Raw genomic sequence first — 18,335 nt, forward strand, 5'->3', positions numbered from 1 at the left:
AACATGGCTAAGCCTAAGTACAAGCTTTCCGATACCCGTAACATCGGCATTATGGCCCACATCGATGCCGGTAAGACCACCACGACCGAGCGTATTCTTTACTACACCGGTAAGACCCACAAGATCGGTGAGGTCCATGAGGGCGCTGCCACCATGGACTGGATGGTTCAGGAGCAGGAGCGCGGCGTAACCATTACCTCCGCTGCTACCACCTGCTTCTGGAACAAGGACGGTAAGGACTACCGCATCCAGATCATCGACACCCCGGGCCACGTTGACTTCACCGCCGAGGTCGAGCGCTGCCTGCGCGTCCTCGATGGCGCTGTCGCCGTCTTCGACGCCGTTGCCGGCGTCCAGCCCCAGTCTGAGACCGTTTGGCGTCAGGCTTCTACCTTCAACGTCCCCCGCATCGCCTTCATCAACAAGTATGACCGCGTGGGCGCTGACTTCTTCAACGCTATCGAGACCATGAAGGATCGTCTCGACGCTAACGCCGTGGCCGCTCAGGTCCCGATGGGCGCCGAGGACAACTTCTGGGGCGTCATCGACCTGGTCACCATGACTGCTTGGGACTTCAAGGCCGACGAGAAGGGCATGACCTACCCCGAGCCGATGGACGAGATCCCGGCTGAGTTCGCTGACATCGTTGCCACCAAGCGCGAGGAGCTCCTCGACGCTGCTGCCAGCTTTGATGACGAGCTCATGGAGAAGATTCTCATGGAGGAGGACTTCACCGTCGAGGAGCTCAAGGCTGCTCTGCGCAAGGGCGTCCTGGCCAACGAGCTCAACCTCGTCTTCGTGGGCTCCGCCTACAAGAACAAGGGTGTTCAGGAGCTGCTCGACGCTGTTGTCGACTACCTGCCCAGCCCGCTCGACGTCGAGGCCATCACCGGTACCGATCCGGACACCGGCGAGGAGGTCGAGCGTCATCCTTCCTTCGACGAGCCCTTCTCCGGCCTGGTCTTCAAGATCATGACCGACCCGTTCGTCGGTAAGCTCACCTACGTCCGCGTTTACTCCGGTCGTGCTGAGTCCGGCTCCTACGTCATCAACGCTTCTAACGGTCAGCGCGAGCGCCTCGGCCGCATCCTCGAGATGAACGCTGCCGAGCGTATCGACCGTGATGACGCTGCCGCCGGCGACATCGTCGCTTGCGTCGGCTTCAAGAACTCCACCACCGGTGACACCCTGTGCGCCGAGGGCAAGGAGATCGTCCTCGAGAAGATCGAGTTCGCCAAGCCCGTTATCGACGTTGCCATTGAGCCCAAGTCCAAGGCCGAGCAGGACAAGATGTCTCTGGCTCTGACCAAGCTCGCCGAGGAGGACCCGACCTTTACGGTGTCCACCAACCACGAGACCGGTCAGACCATCATCGCCGGCATGGGCGAGCTGCACCTCGAGATCATCGTCGACCGTCTGCTCCGCGAGTTCAAGGTTGACGCTAACGTTGGTAAGCCCCAGGTTGCCTACCGCGAGACCGCTGGTCACGACGTCGAGAAGGCTGAGGGCAAGTTCGTCCGTCAGTCCGGTGGTCGCGGTCAGTACGGCCATGCCGTCATCAAGCTCGAGAAGATGGAGGAGGGCTTCGGCTACGAGTTCGTCAACGCTATCGTCGGCGGTGTCGTGCCCAAGGAGTACATCCCGTCCATCGACAAGGGCATCCAGGAGGCCCTGAACACCGGTGTTATTGCCGGCTTCCCGGTCCTTGACGTTAAGGTCACCCTGTTCGACGGTTCTTACCACGAGGTCGACTCCTCCGAGGCCGCCTTCAAGATCGCCGGTTCCATGGCTATCAAGGACGCTCTCAAGAAGTCTGACCCGCAGCTGCTCGAGCCGATCATGGCTGTCGAGGTCGAGACCCCCGAGCAGTACATGGGCGACGTTATGGGCAACCTCTCCGGTCGCCGCGGCAAGATCGAGGGCATGGAAGATCGCAAGAACAGCAAGCTCATCCGTGCCAAGGTGCCGCTGGGCGAGATGTTCGGTTACGCTACCGACCTTCGCTCCCAGACCCAGGGCCGTGCATCCTACACGATGCAGTTCGACTCTTATGAGCCCGCGCCCAAGTCCATCGTGGACGAGGTCATGAGCAAGAACGCCTAAGTTCGAGCTCCCTGTTACGTAATCCGCGAGAACATCTCTCGCACTCTTTGGAGGTTTAAGTTGGCTACCCAGAAGATCCGCATTCGCCTCAAGGGCTATGATCACGAGGTCGTCGATCAGTCCGCGAAGCTCATCGTCGAGACCGCTCAGAAGACCGGTGCTCGCGTTTCCGGTCCTGTCCCCCTGCCCACCGAGCGCAACCTGTACACGGTCATCCGCTCGCCGCACGTGAACAAGGACTCCCGTGAGCAGTTCGAGATGCGCACCCACAAGCGCCTCATCGACATCCTCGACCCCACCTCGGGCACCGTTGATTCGCTCATGCGTCTCGACCTTCCCGCTGGTGTCGATATCGACATCAAGCTCTAAGCTTTTTGCTCGATCGCACGATTGATAAGGCCGCAGCCCTTTGGGTTGCGGCCTTTTTGTATCGATGCTGTAAAGGGTCTACACTACTGAGCTATTCGACAAACGGGTGTATGAGTAACGCTGTTGGGGGCAGGTAAAGATGGTCGAGTGGATTGTTAAACGAGCACAAGGTGACCGTGCGCGCGTGGGCACGTTGACGGGCGTGGTGTGCATTATCGCCAATGTGGCACTTTGTGCTGCGAAGGGTGCCATCGGTGTGATTTCGGGTTCGGTTTCGATTGTGGCGGACGCTATGAACAACCTGTCCGACGCCAGCTCAAACATCGTGAGCGTGCTTGGCTTTAAACTGGCGAGTAAGCCGGCGGACCCTGAGCATCCTTACGGACATGGACGCTACGAGTATCTCTCGGGCTTGGTCGTGGCGGCGCTCGTGCTGCTCATCGGCCTTGAGCTAATCAAATCCTCGGTTGAACGCATCATCCATCCCGAGCCTGTTGAGTTCTCGCTTGCCCTGGTTGCGGTCCTGCTGCTTTCGATGGTCGTTAAGCTGTGGATGGCGGCCCTCAACCAAAAGCTCGGCGACCGTATTGAGTCCGAGACGCTGCATGCGACGGCTCAGGATTCCAAGAACGATGTTCTTGCCACGGGTGCTGTGCTGGCATGTGCGATTGTTTCTCAGGTGACGCATGTCAATCTTGATGCCTGGGTCGGCCTTGCCGTTGGCGCCTATATTGGCTGGAGCGGCTTTGAGCTTATCCAAGATACGGTGAGCCCGCTTTTGGGCCAGGCACCAGACCCCAAACTGGTCAAGCATATCCGTGGCAAGATCATGAGTTATCCCGGTGTTTTGGGCGTGCATGACCTGATGGTTCACGATTACGGTCCGGGCAGGAAGTTTGCGAGCGCCCACGCCGAGATGGCAGCTGAGGTCAGTCCACTAGAGAGCCACGACACGCTCGATAACATCGAACAGTCGTTTAAGGACGAAGACGGCATGATCGTCACGCTCCATTACGACCCCATCGTGACCGACGACCCCAAGGTGGCGAGCATGCGTTTGTGCATTAACGCTATGGCTCAACAGATCGATAGCCGCCTTTCGATTCACGACTTGCGCTGCGTGCCGGGCCCTACGCACACCAACGTGATCTTTGACTGCGTGCGTCCCTCGGATCTGCAGATGAGTGCCGAAGACGTAAAGCACACGCTGGCCCAGAGGGTCGAATCCGAATATCCTAAGTCGATTGCCAAGATTACGATTGACGAAGACTACGTAGGCCATGCCCACGAGTAGGGCTGTGTCGGCAAAGTAATGTATGCAGAAGGGGAGAACATGAAGAGGCTGTATCTGCTCCGCCATGGCCAGACGGAATTCAACGTCAAAAAGCTGGTCCAGGGCCGCTGCGATTCACCGTTGACCGACCTAGGCCGCAAACAAGCGGGAATGGCGGCCGCATGGCTCAAGGGCCACGACGTCGTCCCCAACAAAGTGGTCTCATCGCCCTTAGGCCGAGCTATGGACACGGCAAGTCTCGTCGCAACCGAGCTCCTCGGCCCGGACGCAGCCGTCGAACCCTGCGAAGGCATCATCGAGCGCAGCTACGGTACCTTCGAAGAAGGCCCTCACGAAGCCCTGCCCACCGACGTCTGGGACCCCGGCGAGGATTTGGTCCCATTTGGCGGAGAAGGAAGCCATGCCCTGCAGGAGCGCATGGTAAGTACCCTCGCTTACCTCATGAGCGCCGAAGACGTTGAAACTCTCCTAGCAGTAAGTCACGGCAGCGCCAGCCGCCAATTCATCAAGGCTGCAGCCCCAGAGGGCTTCGAGCTCCCAACAAAACTCCCCAACTGTGCCATCATGATCTTCGATTTCGATGAGGCGAAGCAACAAGCAGAAGGCGAGCCAATGCAATGCAAGTTCACCCTCCAGCAAATAGTGGACCCTCAACAAAGTAATTTGCTGAGCGAGCAGAGTTAAGCAGACATCAACGTGTCGTCTCTCGAGCTTTGGCGGAGGGGCGGCGAAATATATTAAGTTTGTCGCGAGTTCCGCACGCAAAGGAAAGCACTTAATGTGCTTTCCGTCTTGCGCAGGACTGTAGAGCAGCAAACCTAATATATTTCGCCGCCCCTCCGCCAAAGCCCAGGCGATTCCACGCACTTTACCTGCGTAAACAATGTGAGTGAAATATGAATCTCGATGGATACGCCCGCAGCCGTGTATACTAAACAGCTGTGTGAAACCAGGGGAGTATTCTGGCTGGACAAAATGCCTGCTTAATAGGGTTGTCAGGTAGTTCGGGCACAATACAAGGCTGGGGAGCACGTCGTGTAAGTAGTGGTCCTCTAGGGGCGTACGCTCGGTGGTGTACGCATTGTCCCAAGACCACGCGAGAGTTGGGATCATATCTTGATCAGCATGATTCTCGGCCGCAAGATTGGCATGACCCAGGTTTGGGACGAGAACGACAACGTCGTTCCCGTCACGGTCATCCAGGCTGGCCCCTGCGCTGTCTCGCAGGTTAAAACTCAGGCAACCGACGGCTATGACGCCGTCCAGATCGGTTTCGGCGACATCAAGGCCAAGAACGTGAACAAGCCCATGGCTGGTCACTTCGCCAAGGCTGGCGTCGAGCCTGTCCGCTTCCTTCGTGAGGTCCGCGTCGAGAACGGCGAGGAGCACAAGGTCGGCGAGGTCGTCACCGTCGCTGATTTCGCTGATGTCGAGAAGGTCGACGTCATCGGTACCTCCAAGGGTAAGGGCTTCCAGGGTCGCATCAAGCGCTGGGGTCAGCGCCGCGGTCCTATGACGCATGGTTCTCACTTCCAGCGTCACCCCGGTTCTATCGGTCAGTGCGCCTATCCTGCGCGCGTCCTCAAGGGCGTCAAGATGGCCGGTCACATGGGTAACGAGCGCGTTACCGTCAAGAACCTTTCCGTTGTCCGCATCGATGCCGAGCAGAACCTCATCTTGGTCAAGGGCGCTGTCCCGGGTGCCAAGAATGGTCTCGTCGCCATCCGTATGGCCTAAGGGCCCAGCCCATTTAGCCCAGCGTCATACCAAGGAGAACACTTAAATGGCAAAGTTTGAAGTAAAGAACAGCGAGGGCAAGAAGGTCGCCGAGGCCGAGCTCGCCGCTGAGGTGTACGGCATCGAGCCGAACATCCACGTTATGCACCACATCGTCAAGTGCCAGATGGCCTCTTGGCGTCAGGGCACCCAGTCTGCTAAGGGTCGCTCTGAGGTTTCCGGTGGCGGCAAGAAGCCTTGGCGTCAGAAGGGCACCGGCCGTGCCCGCCAGGGTTCCATCCGTGCTGCCCAGTGGCGTCACGGTGGCGTTGTCTTCGCCCCCAAGCCCCGTTCCTACGCTAAGCGTATGAACAACAAGGAGGTCAAGCTGGCTATGCGCTCCGCGCTGTCCGCCAAGCTGGCCGATGGCGAGCTCGTGCTCGTCGACGACTACGGCTTCGAGAAGCCTTCCACCAAGGCTGCCGTCGCCATGCTTAAGGCTCTCGGCCTTGAGGGCAAGCGTCTGACCATCATCGTTCGCGATGAGGACGTCAACGCCTACCTGTCGTTCCGCAACATTCCCAAGACGTTCATCATCACCGCCGACGAGGCCAACACCTACGATCTCGTCAACAACAACGCTGTGCTGATGCCCGCCGACATCGCCGCTCACTTCGGGGAGGTGCTTGCATAAATGACCGCCCACGAGATCATCATCCGTCCGATCGTGTCCGAGCGTTCCTTCTCCGGCATGGAGCTGAACAAGTACACGTTCGAGGTCGCCAAGGATGCTAACAAGTATCAGATCAAGGACGCTGTCGAGGAGATCTTCGGCGTCAAGGTCGTTCGCGTGAACACCCTGACGGTCAAGCCCAAGACCAAGCGCGTGCGCTATGTCGCCGGCAAGACCCGTTCTTGGAAGAAGGCCATCGTCACGCTGGCCGAGGGCGACACCATCGAGGTCTTTGGCAACCAGGCCTAAGACTCGCTGCTGTTGAGTGAGCTCATGCCTCCCAAATAGGGGAGGCGAGAGCTCAAGGTTTTGGGCGTATAAAATGGACACGCCCGGAACCGTGTATACGTCCGGTGTCATCGCACCCGAGGCAGAACCTCGAATCCCTGTCTGCGATGGCTAACGGATTCCTATTGAAAGGGATTGTAATGGCTGTAAAGCACCTTAAGCCGACCTCCGCTGGTAGGCGTTGGCAGACGATCTCCGACTTCTCCGAGATCACCTGCACCAAGCCCGAGAAGTCTCTTCTCGAGCCCCTGCCCAAGAAGGCCGGTCGTAACAACAACGGCCGCATCACCACCCGCCATCAGGGCGGCGGCGTGAAGCGTCGTTACCGCGTGATCGACTTCAAGCGCAACAAGGACGGCGTGCCCGCCAAGGTTGCCACGATCGAGTACGATCCGAACCGTTCCGCTCGCATCGCTCTGCTGCACTACGCTGACGGTGAGAAGCGCTACATCCTGGCCCCCAAGGGCCTCGAGGTCGGTCAGACCATCATGTCCGGTTCTGACGCCGACATCAAGCCGGGCAACGCTCTGCCCCTCGCCGACATCCCCGTCGGTACGCTCATCCACGCCGTCGAGTTCCAGCCGGGCAAGGGCGCTGCTATCGCCCGTTCCGCCGGTAACTCCTGTCAGCTGATGGGTAAGGAGGGCAAGTACGCTATCGTCCGTATGCCTTCCTCCGAGATGCGCCGCATCCTCGTTACCTGCCGCGCCACCGTCGGTGAGGTCGGCAACGCCGATCACGCCAACATCGTCATCGGCAAGGCCGGCCGTAAGCGTCACATGAACGTGCGCCCGACCGTCCGCGGTACCGTCATGAACCCTGTCGACCACCCGCACGGCGGTGGCGAGGGCAAGAACCACACCTCTGGTCGTCCCTCTGTTACCCCCTGGGGTAAGCCGACGAAGGGCCTTCGTACGCGCAAGAAGAAGAAGGTCTCGAACCAGCACATCATTCGTCGCCGTAAGAAGTAATTTCGGATACCGAGTTTTAGGAGAAAGCACTTATGAGCAGAAGTCTCAAAAAGGGCCCGTTCGTGGAGACTCGCCTTCTCTCGCGTATCACCGCGATGAACGAGGCTGGCAAGAAGGACGTCGTGAAGACCTGGTCCCGCGCGTCCACCATCTTCCCCGAGATGGTTGGTCACACCATCGCCGTCCACGACGGCCGCAAGCATGTGCCCGTGTATGTTACCGAGTCCATGGTTGGTCACAAGCTCGGCGAGTTCGCGCCGACTCGTACGTTCCGTGGCCACAAGGCCAAATAGGGGGTTAACCGTAAATGGCAACTAAGTCTATTGAAACTGAGGCCACCGAGGTTCGCGCCGTCGCTAAGTACGTGCGTGTTTCCCCCAGCAAGGCCCGCCTGGTGGTCGATTTGATCCGCCGCAAGCCTGTCGCTCAGGCCTTCGACATCCTCCACTTCTGCGACCGCGCCGTCGCCGTGGATGTCGAGAAGGTTCTCCGTTCCGCCGTTGCGAACGCCGAGAACAACAACGGTCTGCGTGCCGACAACCTGGTTGTCGCCGCTGCCTATGTTGACGAGGGTCCGACGCTTAAGCGCATCCGTCCCCGCGCCAAGGGTTCCGCTTCTCGTATTCTGAAGCGTACTTCCCACATCACCGTCGTCGTTGCTCCTCGAAAGGAGGCGTAAAGCTGTATGGGTCAGAAAGTCTACCCCACCGGCTTCCGTCTTGGCATTACCGAGAACTGGCGCTCCCGCTGGTTCGCAGAGAAGGATTACGCTAAGACCCTCGGTAACGATCTCGAGATCCGCAAGTACCTCGAGAAGCGTCTTTCCCGCGCAGCTGTCTCCCGCGTCGAGATCGAGCGCGCTGGCGACAAGGTGAAGGTCATCATCCTCACCGCTCGCCCCGGCGTTGTCATCGGTAAGAAGGGTGCCGAGATCGATACCCTCCGCACCGAGCTCGAGAAGGTCGCTGGCGTCTCCAAGGGCCAGCTCTCCGTCGACGTTGTCGAGATCAAGCGCCCCGAGCTCGACGCCAACCTCGTTGCTCAGTCTATCGCCGAGCAGCTCGAGGGCCGCGTTGCCTTCCGTCGCGCTATGCGCAAGGCTGTCCAGTCCGCGCGCAAGGCCGGCGCCAAGGGCATCCGTATCCAGTGCTCCGGTCGTCTCGGCGGTGCCGAGATGGGTCGTCGTGAGTGGTACCGTGAGGGTCGCGTGCCTCTGCACACCCTCCGTGCCAAGATTGACTACGGCACGGCTGTCGCCAGCACCACCATGGGCGCTTGCGGCGTGAAGGTCTGGATCTACCTGGGCGAGAAGCTCCCGGGCCAGCCTGTTCCCAACCCTGCACTCGAGGGCTCTTCCCGTCCTCGTCGTCGTAACTCCGAGAGGAGGGGTCAGTAGTGCTTGCCCCTAAGCGTATTCTTCACCGCAAGGTGCAGCGTGGCTCCATGAAGGGCCAGGCCAAGGGTAATACCGAGCTGCATTTCGGCGAGTTTGGTATCCAGGCTCTCGAGGCCCATTGGATCACCAACCGTCAGATCGAGGCCGCTCGTATTGCCATGACCCGCTACATGAAGCGTGGCGGTCGTGTCTACATCACGATCTTCCCCGATAAGCCCATCACCAAGAAGCCTGCGGAGACCCGCATGGGCTCCGGTAAGGGTAACCCCGAGGAGTGGGTGGCCGTCGTCAAGCCCGGCCGCATTATGTTCGAGGTCAAGGGCGTGCCCGAGGAGGTCGCTCGCGAGGCTCTGCGTCTGGCGCAGCACAAGCTCCCCATCAAGACCAAGATCGTCGCTAAGCCTGCCGCTAAAGAGACGGCCGAGGAGGAGAACTAATGAAGCCCGCAGAGATTCGTGAGCTCTCGGACGCTCAGCTCGTTGAGAAGCTGAAGGAAATGCGCGCCGAGCTCTTTAACCTTCGTTTCCAGATGGCCACCAGCCAGCTGGACAACACCGCTCGCGTTAACACCGTGAAGAAGGACATTGCTCGTGTCCTCACGGAGCAGCGTGCCCGCGAGATCGCAGCGGAGAAGTCCGCTGTCGCCGAGTAGGACCTAAGGAGAGAACATGACTGATTCGCGTAACACGCGTAAGGTCCGTACGGGTGTCGTTACCTCTGTCTCCGGTGCCAAGACCATCGTCGTCACCATCACCGAGCGCAAGCGTCACCCCAAGTACGGCAAGATGATGACCACCTCCAAGAAGCTGCACGCTCATGACGAGGAGTGCACGGCTGGCGTGGGCGACACCGTCCGCGTTATGGAGACCCGTCCTATGTCCAAGATGAAGCGTTGGCGCCTCATCGAGGTCGTCGAGCGCGCTAAATAAGCAGTCGCTCTTACGACTTGTACGTTTCCGAAGATGTGCGTATGCCTGGCTTGCATTCCACGGGCCGTATAAAGGCTGCGCACCTCTCTTCGGTTCTTAGTTCGGAGGAACATCTACCATGATTCAGATGCAAACCATGCTGAACGTCGCCGACAACTCCGGCGCTCGCAAGATTCGCTGCATCAAGGTGCTTGGCGGTTCCAAGCGTCGTTATGCAGGCATCGGCGATGTGTTCATCGGTGCTGTCCAGGAGGCTACCCCTGGCGCCAACGTCAAGAAGAAGGACGTTGTCCGTTGCGTCGTCGTTCGCACCGTTAAGGAGATCCGCCGCAAGGATGGCTCCTACATTCGCTTTGATGACAACGCCTGCGTCGTCATCAACAACGATGGTTCGCCCGTCGGCACCCGTATCTTCGGGCCCGTCGCTCGCGAGCTTCGTGACAAGAAGTACATGAAGATCGTCTCGCTCGCTCCCGAGACCCTGTAGTTAGGGGAGATATATGTATATCAAGAAGGGCGATAAGGTCCAGGTTCTCTCTGGTAAGGATCGCGGCAAGCAGGGCGTTGTCCTGCGTGCTCTCCCCGCCGAGAACAAGGTCGTTGTCGAGGGCGTTTCGGTCGTCAAGAAGGCCGTCAAGCCCAACGCTGCCAACCAGCAGGGCGGCATCGTTTCGCAGGAGGCTCCCATCGACGCCTCCAACGTCAATCTCGTTTGCCCCGAGTGTGGTAAGGTTACCCGCGTCGGTCACGAGAAGGACGGCAAGAACAAGCTGCGCGTCTGCAAGAAGTGCGGCCACAAGTTCTAAGCTGCCCGCAACATCAAGTTGCTAGCAAAGGTCCGGATGCCCCACGGCACCCGGGCCTTTTTTGATCCCCACTCATTGGGGACATACTTAAATGAGTTACTCATTGGGGACAGACTTACATGAGTACCCTAACTGGGTAAGCATAAATGAGCGGGTCGTGCTGTATAAATTGCTTGTGTGCGCGTTTATGCGCGTTAGATTGCGTTTAATTACGCACCTATGCGTATATATGTGCCGTTTACGGGGCAATAATGACCGTTTAGCGGTGAGATACGCAAAAACGCGCACAGACGCGCGTGTTTGTGCGAATATAGAGCTGTCAGAAATGCAAGACGTTCTATGACACAGGAGACACATAATGGCAGATTCTAAGCAGGCTCCACTCGACGCCGCGGCAGCCGCCAAAGCAGCATTCGCTTCGGTCCAGGACAAGCCGTTCCCCGAGGACATCTTTACGGCTCCCGAGCTCCGTTGGGCTGTGATCGGTTGCGGCGTTATTGCCAACCAGATGGCCCAATCTCTCGCTCTTGCCGGCCGCAAGCTTGCGGGTGTCGCCAACCGCACGCTGTCCAAGGCTCAAGCTTTTGCTGAGCAGTATGGCATCGAGAAGGTCTATGAGACGGTCGAGGACCTCTACGCCGATCCGGACATCGACGCCGTCTATATCACCACGCCGCACAACACGCATATTACCTATCTGCGTGCCGCGTTGGCCGCCGGCAAGCACGTGCTCTGCGAGAAGGCCATTACCCTCAACTCCGCCGAGCTCGACGAGGCCCGCGCCATTGCCGCCGAACACAACGTGGTCCTTATGGATGCCACCACGGTGCTCCACATGCCGCTGTATCAGGAGCTGCGCCGTCGCATGGATGCAGGCGACTTTGGCCGTATGAACCTCGCCCAGCTCAACTTTGGTAGCTATAAGGAGTACGGTGATCTGACCAATCGCTTCTACAACCGCAACCTTGCTGGCGGTGCCATGCTCGACATTGGCGTGTATGCTCTTTCGGTCATGCGCCTGTTCATGGCCAGCCAGCCAACCGAAATTGTTTCGCTTGGCAACACCTGCGAGACCGGCGTTGACGTTGCAGGCGGCATCGTCTGCCGTAATGCCGAACAGCAGCTGGGTGTGGTGAGCCTCACGCTCCACTCCAAGCAGCCCAAGCGCTCGGTCATCAGCTTCGACAAGTGCTATATCGAGGTCAACGAATATCCGCGCGCCGATCACGCGACCATCGTGTGGACTGCAGACGGCCACCGCGAGGAGGTCACCGCGGGCACCGAGGCTTACGCCCTGTGCTACGAGATGGCTGACCTCGAGCAGGCCGTTGCCGGCGATGATTCCAAGCGCGAACTTCTGGATTATGCTTCTGATGTTATGGAGCTTATGACCAAGCTCCGCGCCGATTGGGGAGTCGTCTACCCCGAGGAGGAGTAAGCGATGCTTGCGGAAGATAGGCTCAATGCGATCGTGTTGATGGTTCAGCAGGCCGGCTCGGTAACGGTGCCAGAGCTTGCCGATGCCCTGGGCGTGACGGCTTCTACCATTCGTCGCGACCTTCAGACGCTCGACCGAGCACATCGCATCGCCAAGGTGCACGGTGGCGCGACGAGTCTTGAGCGTGCACACGTGACGCGCGACCTGACGATTAGCGAGCGCAGCGACCTCCATAACGACGACAAGGAGCGCATCTGCGCTCGCGCCGCGGCGCTCGTGGAGCCCGAGAGCTTTGTGTACATCGATTCGGGTTCGACGACGCTCAGGCTCATCGAACATCTTCCGCATCTCGAAGGGGTCACCTATGTGACCGATTCCGTGCTCCATGCCCAGCATCTCGCTGTACGCGGCATGAGAACCGTGGTGCTGGGCGGCGAGCTCAAGCCCGAGACCGAGGCGCTCGTTGGCCCCGATGCCCTGGCAGCCCTAGATCGCTACAACTTCAACTGCGGCTTTTGGGGTTCTAACGGTATCGCCGCCGAGCAGGGCTTCACGACGCCCGATATCGAGGAAGCGCAAGTCAAGCGTATCTCGATGCGCCATACGGCTAAACGCTTCGTAATCTCGGATGCCAGTAAATTTGGCATGGTGGCGCCCGTCAAATTCGCAGACTTCCGCGACGCAGCGATTATCACCGCAGGCGAGGTCCCCGCCAAGTACCAGGCAATGGAGAACGTCATCATCGCTTAAGGGTGCATTCTTCACGTCAGTTTTCCACCTAGAACCGTGCGCCTGCGGGCACATCGGGCGCACGGTCTGGCTTAATAACAGATCTTCATAGGTCTGAGCAATATCTCGTTTACAAGGCAATATGCAGGTTTTGACCCTTCCGTGCGGGAGGGGTGGGGTCTGCTCGTTCAAAAGGAGGAGAAATGTCGGCTTTGGATCAGAAAACAGGGGGAGGGGCATACGACGTGGTTGCGATCACGGCGTGCCCCACGGGCATTGCGCACACGTTTATGGCGGCCAAAGGTCTGGAGGATCAAGCAGCCAAGATGGGCGTGAGCATTAAGGTCGAAACTCAGGGTTCGGGCGGCGCTAAAAATGTGCTGACCGCGGCGGACATCGCTGGTGCCAGGGGTGTCATCATTGCGGCGGATAAAAATGTCGAGCTCGATCGCTTCGATGGCAAGCCGGTTTACTCCTGTGCGGTGACGCGTGGCATTAATGACGCCGAGGAGCTTATTAATATTGCGCTTGCGGGCAATGCTCCTATTCATCATGTGTCCGGCGGCGCCGCGGTACAGGCGGCTGCCGAGGGCGAATCCGAGGGGTTGGGTCGTAGGGTCTACAAGGACCTCATGAACGGCGTTTCGCACATGCTCCCCTTTGTCGTTGGCGGCGGCATCCTTATGGCGCTTTCGTTTCTGTTGGACCAGGCGGGTTTGGGCACGAGCGCATACGGCCATAGCACTCCGGTCGCGGCCTTCTTTAACCTTGCGGGCAACCAGGCGTTCAACTTTATGCTCCCCATCCTTGCGGGCTACATTGCCATGTCCATTGCCGATCGTCCGGGCCTGGCCGCGGGCTTTGTGGGCGGCTGGATTGCAAAGCAGGGCTTTACGCTGGGCTACCTCACGACAGCCATGGATGCGGACGCGCAGGCGCAGCTCGTCTCCGCGGGCTTCCTCGGTGCGCTGTTGGTCGGTTTTGCCGCCGGTATTATCGTCAATGCGCTCAAGAAGGCTGCAAGCGTGCTGCCCGAGTCGCTCGATGGCATCAAGCCCATGCTCATCTACCCCGTCCTGGGCATTCTCTTTACGAGCCTCTTTATGATGGCCGTTAACCCGATCATGGGTGTTATCAACACCGCCATTAGCGGCGCGCTCAATGGCCTTTCGGGCACGAGCATCGTTCTTTTGGGCATTATCTGCGCCGGTATGCAGGCGACCGACATGGGTGGTCCCATCAACAAGGCCGCATATGTCTTTGGCACCGCGGCCCTTGCCGAGCAAACGCTGCAGGGCAACATGATCATGGCTGCCGTCATGGCGGGCGGTATGGTGCCGCCGCTGGTCATCGCGCTTTCCACCACGTTCTTTAAGAACCGTTGGACCGAGGCCGATCGTAAGGCGGGTCTGGTGAACTACATCATGGGTCTGTCGTTTATCACCGAGGGCGCCATTCCCTTTGCCGCGGCCGATCCGCTTCGCGTACTGCCCGCCTGCATCCTGGGTTCTGCGACCGCTGGCGGCCTGTCGATGCTCTTTGGTTGCGCGAGCCCCGCTCCGCACGGTGGCGCCTGGGTTATCGCGGTCATCACAAACCCGGTGCAGTATCTGCTGGCCCTTGCTATCGGTGCCGTGGTCGGCTGCTTGGTCCTGAGCTTCCTTAAGAAGCCTCTCGACAAGGCTACCGAGTAGCGGGAGCGGAAGGGTCTTGCCAATGGAAAGGCGGCAACGTCCACCAGGGACGTTGCCGCCTTTTGCTGTTTGGGGATTTGTCTCGATCTGTAACAGGAAGAGAGGGATATGGGTTCCAGATGTTACAAGCTAAGATATTTTTCCTGGTGGTCCCATAACGTCTCAATCTGTAACAGGAAGGCCAAAATGCGGGCTCCAGATGTTACAGATTGAGATGATTTCTCCGGTGGGATCCGAATATCTCAATCTGTAACATCTTGGGCCGATTTTGCCGAGTTATTGTTACAGATTGAGATTTTCTCTTGAGGGGGATTCGAATGTCTCGATCTGTAACAGATAGACCGAAAAAAGGGTTCTAACTGTTACAGATCGAGACGTTTTGGGACCGCGGCTGAGCCATTGCGGCAAAACCACCACAAAGGTGCCTGTCCCCATTGTGGTGGTTTAGGGCTCCCAGGGGCAGGGGGCTTCGATGTGGATGTGCTCGCCGGTTACGGGATGCGTGAAGGACACGCTGTGGGCGTGGAGCATCAGGCCGCAGGGGCGCGGCGTTCCGTACAGGTCGTCGCCAACCAGGGGGTGACGCTCGCTGGCCAGGTGCACACGGATCTGGTGTTTGCGACCGGTGAGCAGCTCGACATCGATATACGAACGCGTGGGCAGGCCTCGGCGGCTCTTAAGGCGCTTGAGTACCTTGACGCGCGTCTGAGACGGCTTGCCGCTGGCGCCGACGCGCATCTTGCGGCTGTCGTGGCGGTCGCGGGCGATGGGCTTGTCGATGAGCTTCTCGTTCCAGTCGATCTTGCCCTCGGCCAGCGCCAGATAGTGCTTTTCGAAGGCGTGGTCGTTCACCATCTGGTCAAAGGCGGGCTGCGTCTGCTTGTCGAGCGAGAACAGCACCATGCCAGTGGTGTTACGGTCCAGGCGGTTGAGCGGCTGCATGTCGGTCGCGGCAAAACCGTCGCCCATCGCCAGCAAAAGGTCGCTGGCGTAGTCGGTAAGTGTGCGCTCGCCGGTGCCATCGCCGTGGACGATCATGCCGGTGGGTTTGTCGATAGCCATGAGCCAGGCGTCGCAGTAGAGGACTTGAGGTTCTTCGTTCACGTGTAAGCCTTTCGGTTAGCTAATTCCCACAAACATACAGCCCGAGGTGGCACCGCGCAGGCGGGCGGCGGGCTTGCGGCCGGCTTTCGCGGCCTCGACGGCGCGGCGGGTTCGAGCGACGGCACGGCCAATCTCATCGGCCTCGAGCAGTGTGCCGTCCACCATGAGACGACGGACGCCGGCATCGAGCAGCTGCGGAACCTGCGGCGTGAGGTCGATGGGGTAGGCGTCGTACAGGCGCGAGCGGCCATGGATATCGGTGCGCACCGGCATGACCTTGCCATCGATATTCTTGAGCGAGAGCTTGCGGGCACGCAGGCGGCAGTTGGCACAATCGTGGATGCAGCCGTTGGCAACCTGCAGAATGCAATGCTCGCTTGTCATGACGCGCGGGCGGCCAAAGACGGTGATGCCCAGAGCCGCGGGCGCGGCGGAGCCGAGCGAGACAATCTCGTCGAGCGTGATCTCGGGCGAGAGCCAAAACGCATCGGCTCCGCGCTCTGCAAGCGCCCCCATGCAGGGCGTATTGTGCACCGGCAGGCAAGAGCGGACCTCCGCCGTGGCGCCGGCCTGCGCGGCTACGGCGAGCTCGGAGATATTGCCGACGGCGACGGTGGCTCCGGCATTGATCCAAGGATCGACGCGCTCGTGGTCGATGGCGCGACAGACCTCGTCGAGTATGGGCACGATGCCCTGCTCAAATGCGCCGGCGGGGGAGAGCCCGGCGGCCTCGAGCGCATCGGTGGTCATGTAGATGCGCGTTGCACCCTCCGCGCGCGCTGCCTCGGCTGCTTCGAGCGAGGTGACGGCGGCGCAGATCTGCGGCTCATCGCGGTAGTGTGCGGGCATGGGGCGCGTACATTTGTCGAGCACCGGCAACTCGAGCGTTTTCGCGCGCTCCTCGTAGGGTGCCAGAATGGCCTCTTCCAGCGCCTTGCAAGCAGCGGCGCGCACCTTATGTACGGCGGAAAAGCCCATGCCACAGCCCTCATCGAGCGCCACATCAAAGCTCGCAGCCTCAAAGGGCGAGGAGCCCATGCGTCCGACGTGCTCCACCAGATCGGCCGCCTCGACGGCGCGGGTCTTGGCGGCCTCGACGGTAAAGCCGGTGGCGGTGGCGGTGAGCGCGGGGTCGTCGCAGCAGGTGAGCGTAACGGTAAATGGCTCGTCCAGACGTGCCACAACGGACACATCTACGGCGCGGCGGCGCAGCACGTCGCGCTTGAGCGCGGCACTGGCGGCGTCAATAGCGCGCTGGCTTCGAATCACGCGCACGCGGCAGCCCTCGGGCATGCTGCGGGGCACGCGGCACTCGATGATGTCGCCGGCAGCCGCATCCTCGGCAGCGATGGTGGTCAGGAACTGGTCGAACTCATCGTCGTGACGAAGCTCCAGCAGGTCGCCCTTGCCCACGGGCTCAAACAGCTCAATGCGGGCGATGGCGGCGCGGCGACGACGGTCGTCGGGCTTGAGCCCGCGCACATCGCGGTTGGCCAGGCGGCTGCCGAGTACCGTGCCTACGATCTGGCCGCGGTTGTTGGAGCGCTCGTAGCTCATCATCTCGTCGCCCGAGGTGCCGTCCTGATAGGCGTGCGTAAAGTCGCGGTTAAAGCAGCGCTTGAGTTGGCGCTGGCGGGCGGCATCCTCATCCTTAGAGGTCGAAACATCGGCCAGCATGTCATCAATCTGATGACGATACACGTCGACGATGGAATACACGTAATCGGGGGCCTTCATGCGGCCCTCGAGCTTGAGCGATGCGGCGCCGGCGTCATACAGACGGCGAACAAGCTGCGACGTGTTGGTGTCACGCGGGCATAGAGCACGCTCGCGACCGGCGGGGGAGAGCGCGCGGCCGTTCTCGTCGATCAGCTCGTAAGGCAAGCGACAGGGCTGAGCGCACATGCCGCGGTTGGCCGAGCGGCCCGCCATGGCAAAGCTCGACAGCAGGCACAGGCCCGAGTAGCAAAAGCAGATGGCGCCATGGCTAAAGACCTCAAGGTCCAAATCGGGCGCGGCATCGTGGATGGCGGCAATCTCGTCGATGGAAAGCTCGCGCGAGAGGGTTACGCGGTCGGCGCCCTGCTCGCGGCACCAACGGGTTCCGCGGTCGTCGTGGATGTTCGCCTGGGTCGAGATATGCGTCTCGATGCCGGGCATCGTGCGCTTGACCTCAAAGAACAGGCCCCAGTCCTGGATGATGAAGGCGTCGGCGCCCAGCGTGGAGCAGCGATGGATGAGCTGCAGCGCATCGCTCATCTCGGACTGCTTGATGACGATGTTGACCGTGACGTAGACGCGCGAGCCGGCCAGGTGCGCGGCGCGGCAGGCCTGCTCAAAGGCCTCATCGGTAAAGTTGGTTGCCTTGCGGCGGGCGTTGAAGCTGCCCATGCCGCAGTAGATGGCGTCTGCCCCGGCGGCGAGCGCGGCGGCAAAGGGCTCGGGCCCTCCGGCGGGGGCCAAAAGCTCGGGCCTGCGGTTGGTGGTTCGACTGGCGGTTGCGGTCATATCCTGCCTTTCAAAATGCTCAGATACTCAAAAGTATAGTTGCGCCGTCGCGATGGACGAGGCCCGTGCTCCAAGCGGGATAAAGTCTTCAGCAGCTTGGGCTGGTTGACCCCGTGGAGAACCGTTCGGCGGTCCGGGGAAACCGTTGGAAAATAAAATATTCTCGCAATCTGATAATTATCTTGCATCTGGCAAAATCATCCCCTACTATCCCAATCAAGCGCGGCATTCAGACCGAACTGTGCCTCCCGGTATGA

The 18,335-nt window shown here is 59.9% G+C and carries 21 protein-coding genes; 19 read left to right on the top strand and 2 right to left on the bottom strand.

Annotated elements, in window-relative coordinates:
* Nucleotides 1-3 precede the first annotated feature (3 nt).
* From fusA to DXC90_RS00765, 19 genes are all read left to right on the top strand, one after another.
* Nucleotides 4-2,103 (top strand): elongation factor G, encoded by a 2,100-nt coding sequence (gene fusA, locus DXC90_RS00675; RefSeq protein WP_117734326.1) that lies wholly within the window; start codon nucleotides 4-6, stop codon nucleotides 2,101-2,103.
* A 60-nt stretch (nucleotides 2,104-2,163) separates the two neighbouring features.
* Nucleotides 2,164-2,472, top strand: coding sequence for a 30S ribosomal protein S10 (rpsJ, locus tag DXC90_RS00680; protein ID WP_022094184.1), 309 nt, complete (start codon nucleotides 2,164-2,166; stop codon nucleotides 2,470-2,472).
* Between the two features lie 139 nt (nucleotides 2,473-2,611).
* On the top strand, nucleotides 2,612-3,766 hold the full coding sequence (locus DXC90_RS00685; RefSeq protein ID WP_117734327.1) for a cation diffusion facilitator family transporter: 1,155 nt from the start codon (nucleotides 2,612-2,614) through the stop codon (nucleotides 3,764-3,766).
* A gap of 39 nt (nucleotides 3,767-3,805) precedes the next feature.
* Nucleotides 3,806-4,450 carry a histidine phosphatase family protein gene (locus tag DXC90_RS00690; RefSeq protein ID WP_158550186.1) on the top strand — a complete coding sequence of 215 codons (645 nt, stop codon included), beginning with the start codon at nucleotides 3,806-3,808 and terminating at the stop codon, nucleotides 4,448-4,450.
* A 432-nt stretch (nucleotides 4,451-4,882) separates the two neighbouring features.
* Nucleotides 4,883-5,503, top strand: coding sequence for a 50S ribosomal protein L3 (gene rplC, locus DXC90_RS00695; RefSeq protein ID WP_089572481.1), 621 nt, complete (start codon nucleotides 4,883-4,885; stop codon nucleotides 5,501-5,503).
* Between the two features lie 46 nt (nucleotides 5,504-5,549).
* Nucleotides 5,550-6,176: a 50S ribosomal protein L4 gene (gene rplD / locus DXC90_RS00700; RefSeq protein ID WP_006235032.1), complete on the top strand. Its 627-nt coding sequence runs from the start codon at nucleotides 5,550-5,552 to the stop codon at nucleotides 6,174-6,176.
* The gene (gene rplW, locus DXC90_RS00705; protein ID WP_022094197.1) at nucleotides 6,177-6,464 is read left to right on the top strand and encodes a 50S ribosomal protein L23; all 288 of its coding nucleotides are present in this window, start codon (nucleotides 6,177-6,179) and stop codon (nucleotides 6,462-6,464) included. It begins immediately after the preceding gene.
* A gap of 179 nt (nucleotides 6,465-6,643) precedes the next feature.
* On the top strand, nucleotides 6,644-7,474 hold the full coding sequence (rplB, locus tag DXC90_RS00710) for a 50S ribosomal protein L2 (RefSeq protein ID WP_055250219.1): 831 nt from the start codon (nucleotides 6,644-6,646) through the stop codon (nucleotides 7,472-7,474).
* A gap of 32 nt (nucleotides 7,475-7,506) precedes the next feature.
* Nucleotides 7,507-7,767 carry a 30S ribosomal protein S19 gene (rpsS, locus tag DXC90_RS00715; protein WP_006235035.1) on the top strand — a complete coding sequence of 87 codons (261 nt, stop codon included), beginning with the start codon at nucleotides 7,507-7,509 and terminating at the stop codon, nucleotides 7,765-7,767.
* 14 nt (nucleotides 7,768-7,781) lie between these two features.
* Nucleotides 7,782-8,153 (top strand): 50S ribosomal protein L22, encoded by a 372-nt coding sequence (gene rplV, locus DXC90_RS00720; RefSeq protein ID WP_006235036.1) that lies wholly within the window; start codon nucleotides 7,782-7,784, stop codon nucleotides 8,151-8,153.
* 6 nt (nucleotides 8,154-8,159) lie between these two features.
* Nucleotides 8,160-8,870: a 30S ribosomal protein S3 gene (gene rpsC / locus DXC90_RS00725; RefSeq protein WP_006235037.1), complete on the top strand. Its 711-nt coding sequence runs from the start codon at nucleotides 8,160-8,162 to the stop codon at nucleotides 8,868-8,870.
* Nucleotides 8,870-9,307: a 50S ribosomal protein L16 gene (rplP, locus tag DXC90_RS00730; protein WP_117734329.1), complete on the top strand. Its 438-nt coding sequence runs from the start codon at nucleotides 8,870-8,872 to the stop codon at nucleotides 9,305-9,307. Before rpsC ends, rplP begins: the two co-directional genes overlap by 1 nt.
* Nucleotides 9,307-9,522, top strand: a complete 216-nt coding sequence (rpmC, locus tag DXC90_RS00735) for a 50S ribosomal protein L29 (RefSeq protein WP_006235039.1) — start codon at nucleotides 9,307-9,309, stop codon at nucleotides 9,520-9,522. Before rplP ends, rpmC begins: the two co-directional genes overlap by 1 nt.
* Before the next feature lie 16 nt (nucleotides 9,523-9,538).
* A complete protein-coding gene (gene rpsQ / locus DXC90_RS00740; protein WP_117734330.1) occupies nucleotides 9,539-9,799 on the top strand; it encodes a 30S ribosomal protein S17 in 261 nt (86 codons plus the stop codon).
* A 118-nt stretch (nucleotides 9,800-9,917) separates the two neighbouring features.
* Nucleotides 9,918-10,286 (top strand): 50S ribosomal protein L14, encoded by a 369-nt coding sequence (rplN, locus tag DXC90_RS00745; protein WP_117734331.1) that lies wholly within the window; start codon nucleotides 9,918-9,920, stop codon nucleotides 10,284-10,286.
* Nucleotides 10,287-10,299: 13 nt separating this feature from the next.
* Nucleotides 10,300-10,605 carry a 50S ribosomal protein L24 gene (gene rplX / locus DXC90_RS00750; RefSeq protein ID WP_006235043.1) on the top strand — a complete coding sequence of 102 codons (306 nt, stop codon included), beginning with the start codon at nucleotides 10,300-10,302 and terminating at the stop codon, nucleotides 10,603-10,605.
* Nucleotides 10,606-10,963: 358 nt separating this feature from the next.
* Nucleotides 10,964-12,043, top strand: a complete 1,080-nt coding sequence (locus tag DXC90_RS00755; RefSeq protein ID WP_117734332.1) for a Gfo/Idh/MocA family protein — start codon at nucleotides 10,964-10,966, stop codon at nucleotides 12,041-12,043.
* Between the two features lie 3 nt (nucleotides 12,044-12,046).
* Nucleotides 12,047-12,793, top strand: a complete 747-nt coding sequence (locus DXC90_RS00760; protein ID WP_117734333.1) for a DeoR/GlpR family DNA-binding transcription regulator — start codon at nucleotides 12,047-12,049, stop codon at nucleotides 12,791-12,793.
* A 182-nt stretch (nucleotides 12,794-12,975) separates the two neighbouring features.
* Entirely contained in the window at nucleotides 12,976-14,466 is a 1,491-nt protein-coding gene (locus DXC90_RS00765) for a PTS fructose transporter subunit IIC (protein WP_117734334.1), read from the top strand.
* A gap of 444 nt (nucleotides 14,467-14,910) precedes the next feature.
* Here the strand turns inward: DXC90_RS00765 and DXC90_RS00770 are convergent, their stop codons facing one another.
* Both DXC90_RS00770 and DXC90_RS00775 read right to left on the bottom strand, forming a co-directional pair.
* On the bottom strand, nucleotides 14,911-15,570 hold the full coding sequence (locus DXC90_RS00770) for an RluA family pseudouridine synthase (protein ID WP_233502089.1): 660 nt from the start codon (nucleotides 15,568-15,570) through the stop codon (nucleotides 14,911-14,913).
* A gap of 15 nt (nucleotides 15,571-15,585) precedes the next feature.
* Nucleotides 15,586-18,078, bottom strand: a complete 2,493-nt coding sequence (locus DXC90_RS00775) for a U32 family peptidase (protein WP_117734335.1) — start codon at nucleotides 18,076-18,078, stop codon at nucleotides 15,586-15,588.
* Between the last annotated feature and the right edge of the window lie 257 nt (nucleotides 18,079-18,335).

Origin of the sequence: Collinsella sp. TF09-1AT (assembly GCF_003436895.1) — a bacterium.
GTDB lineage: Bacteria > Actinomycetota > Coriobacteriia > Coriobacteriales > Coriobacteriaceae > Collinsella.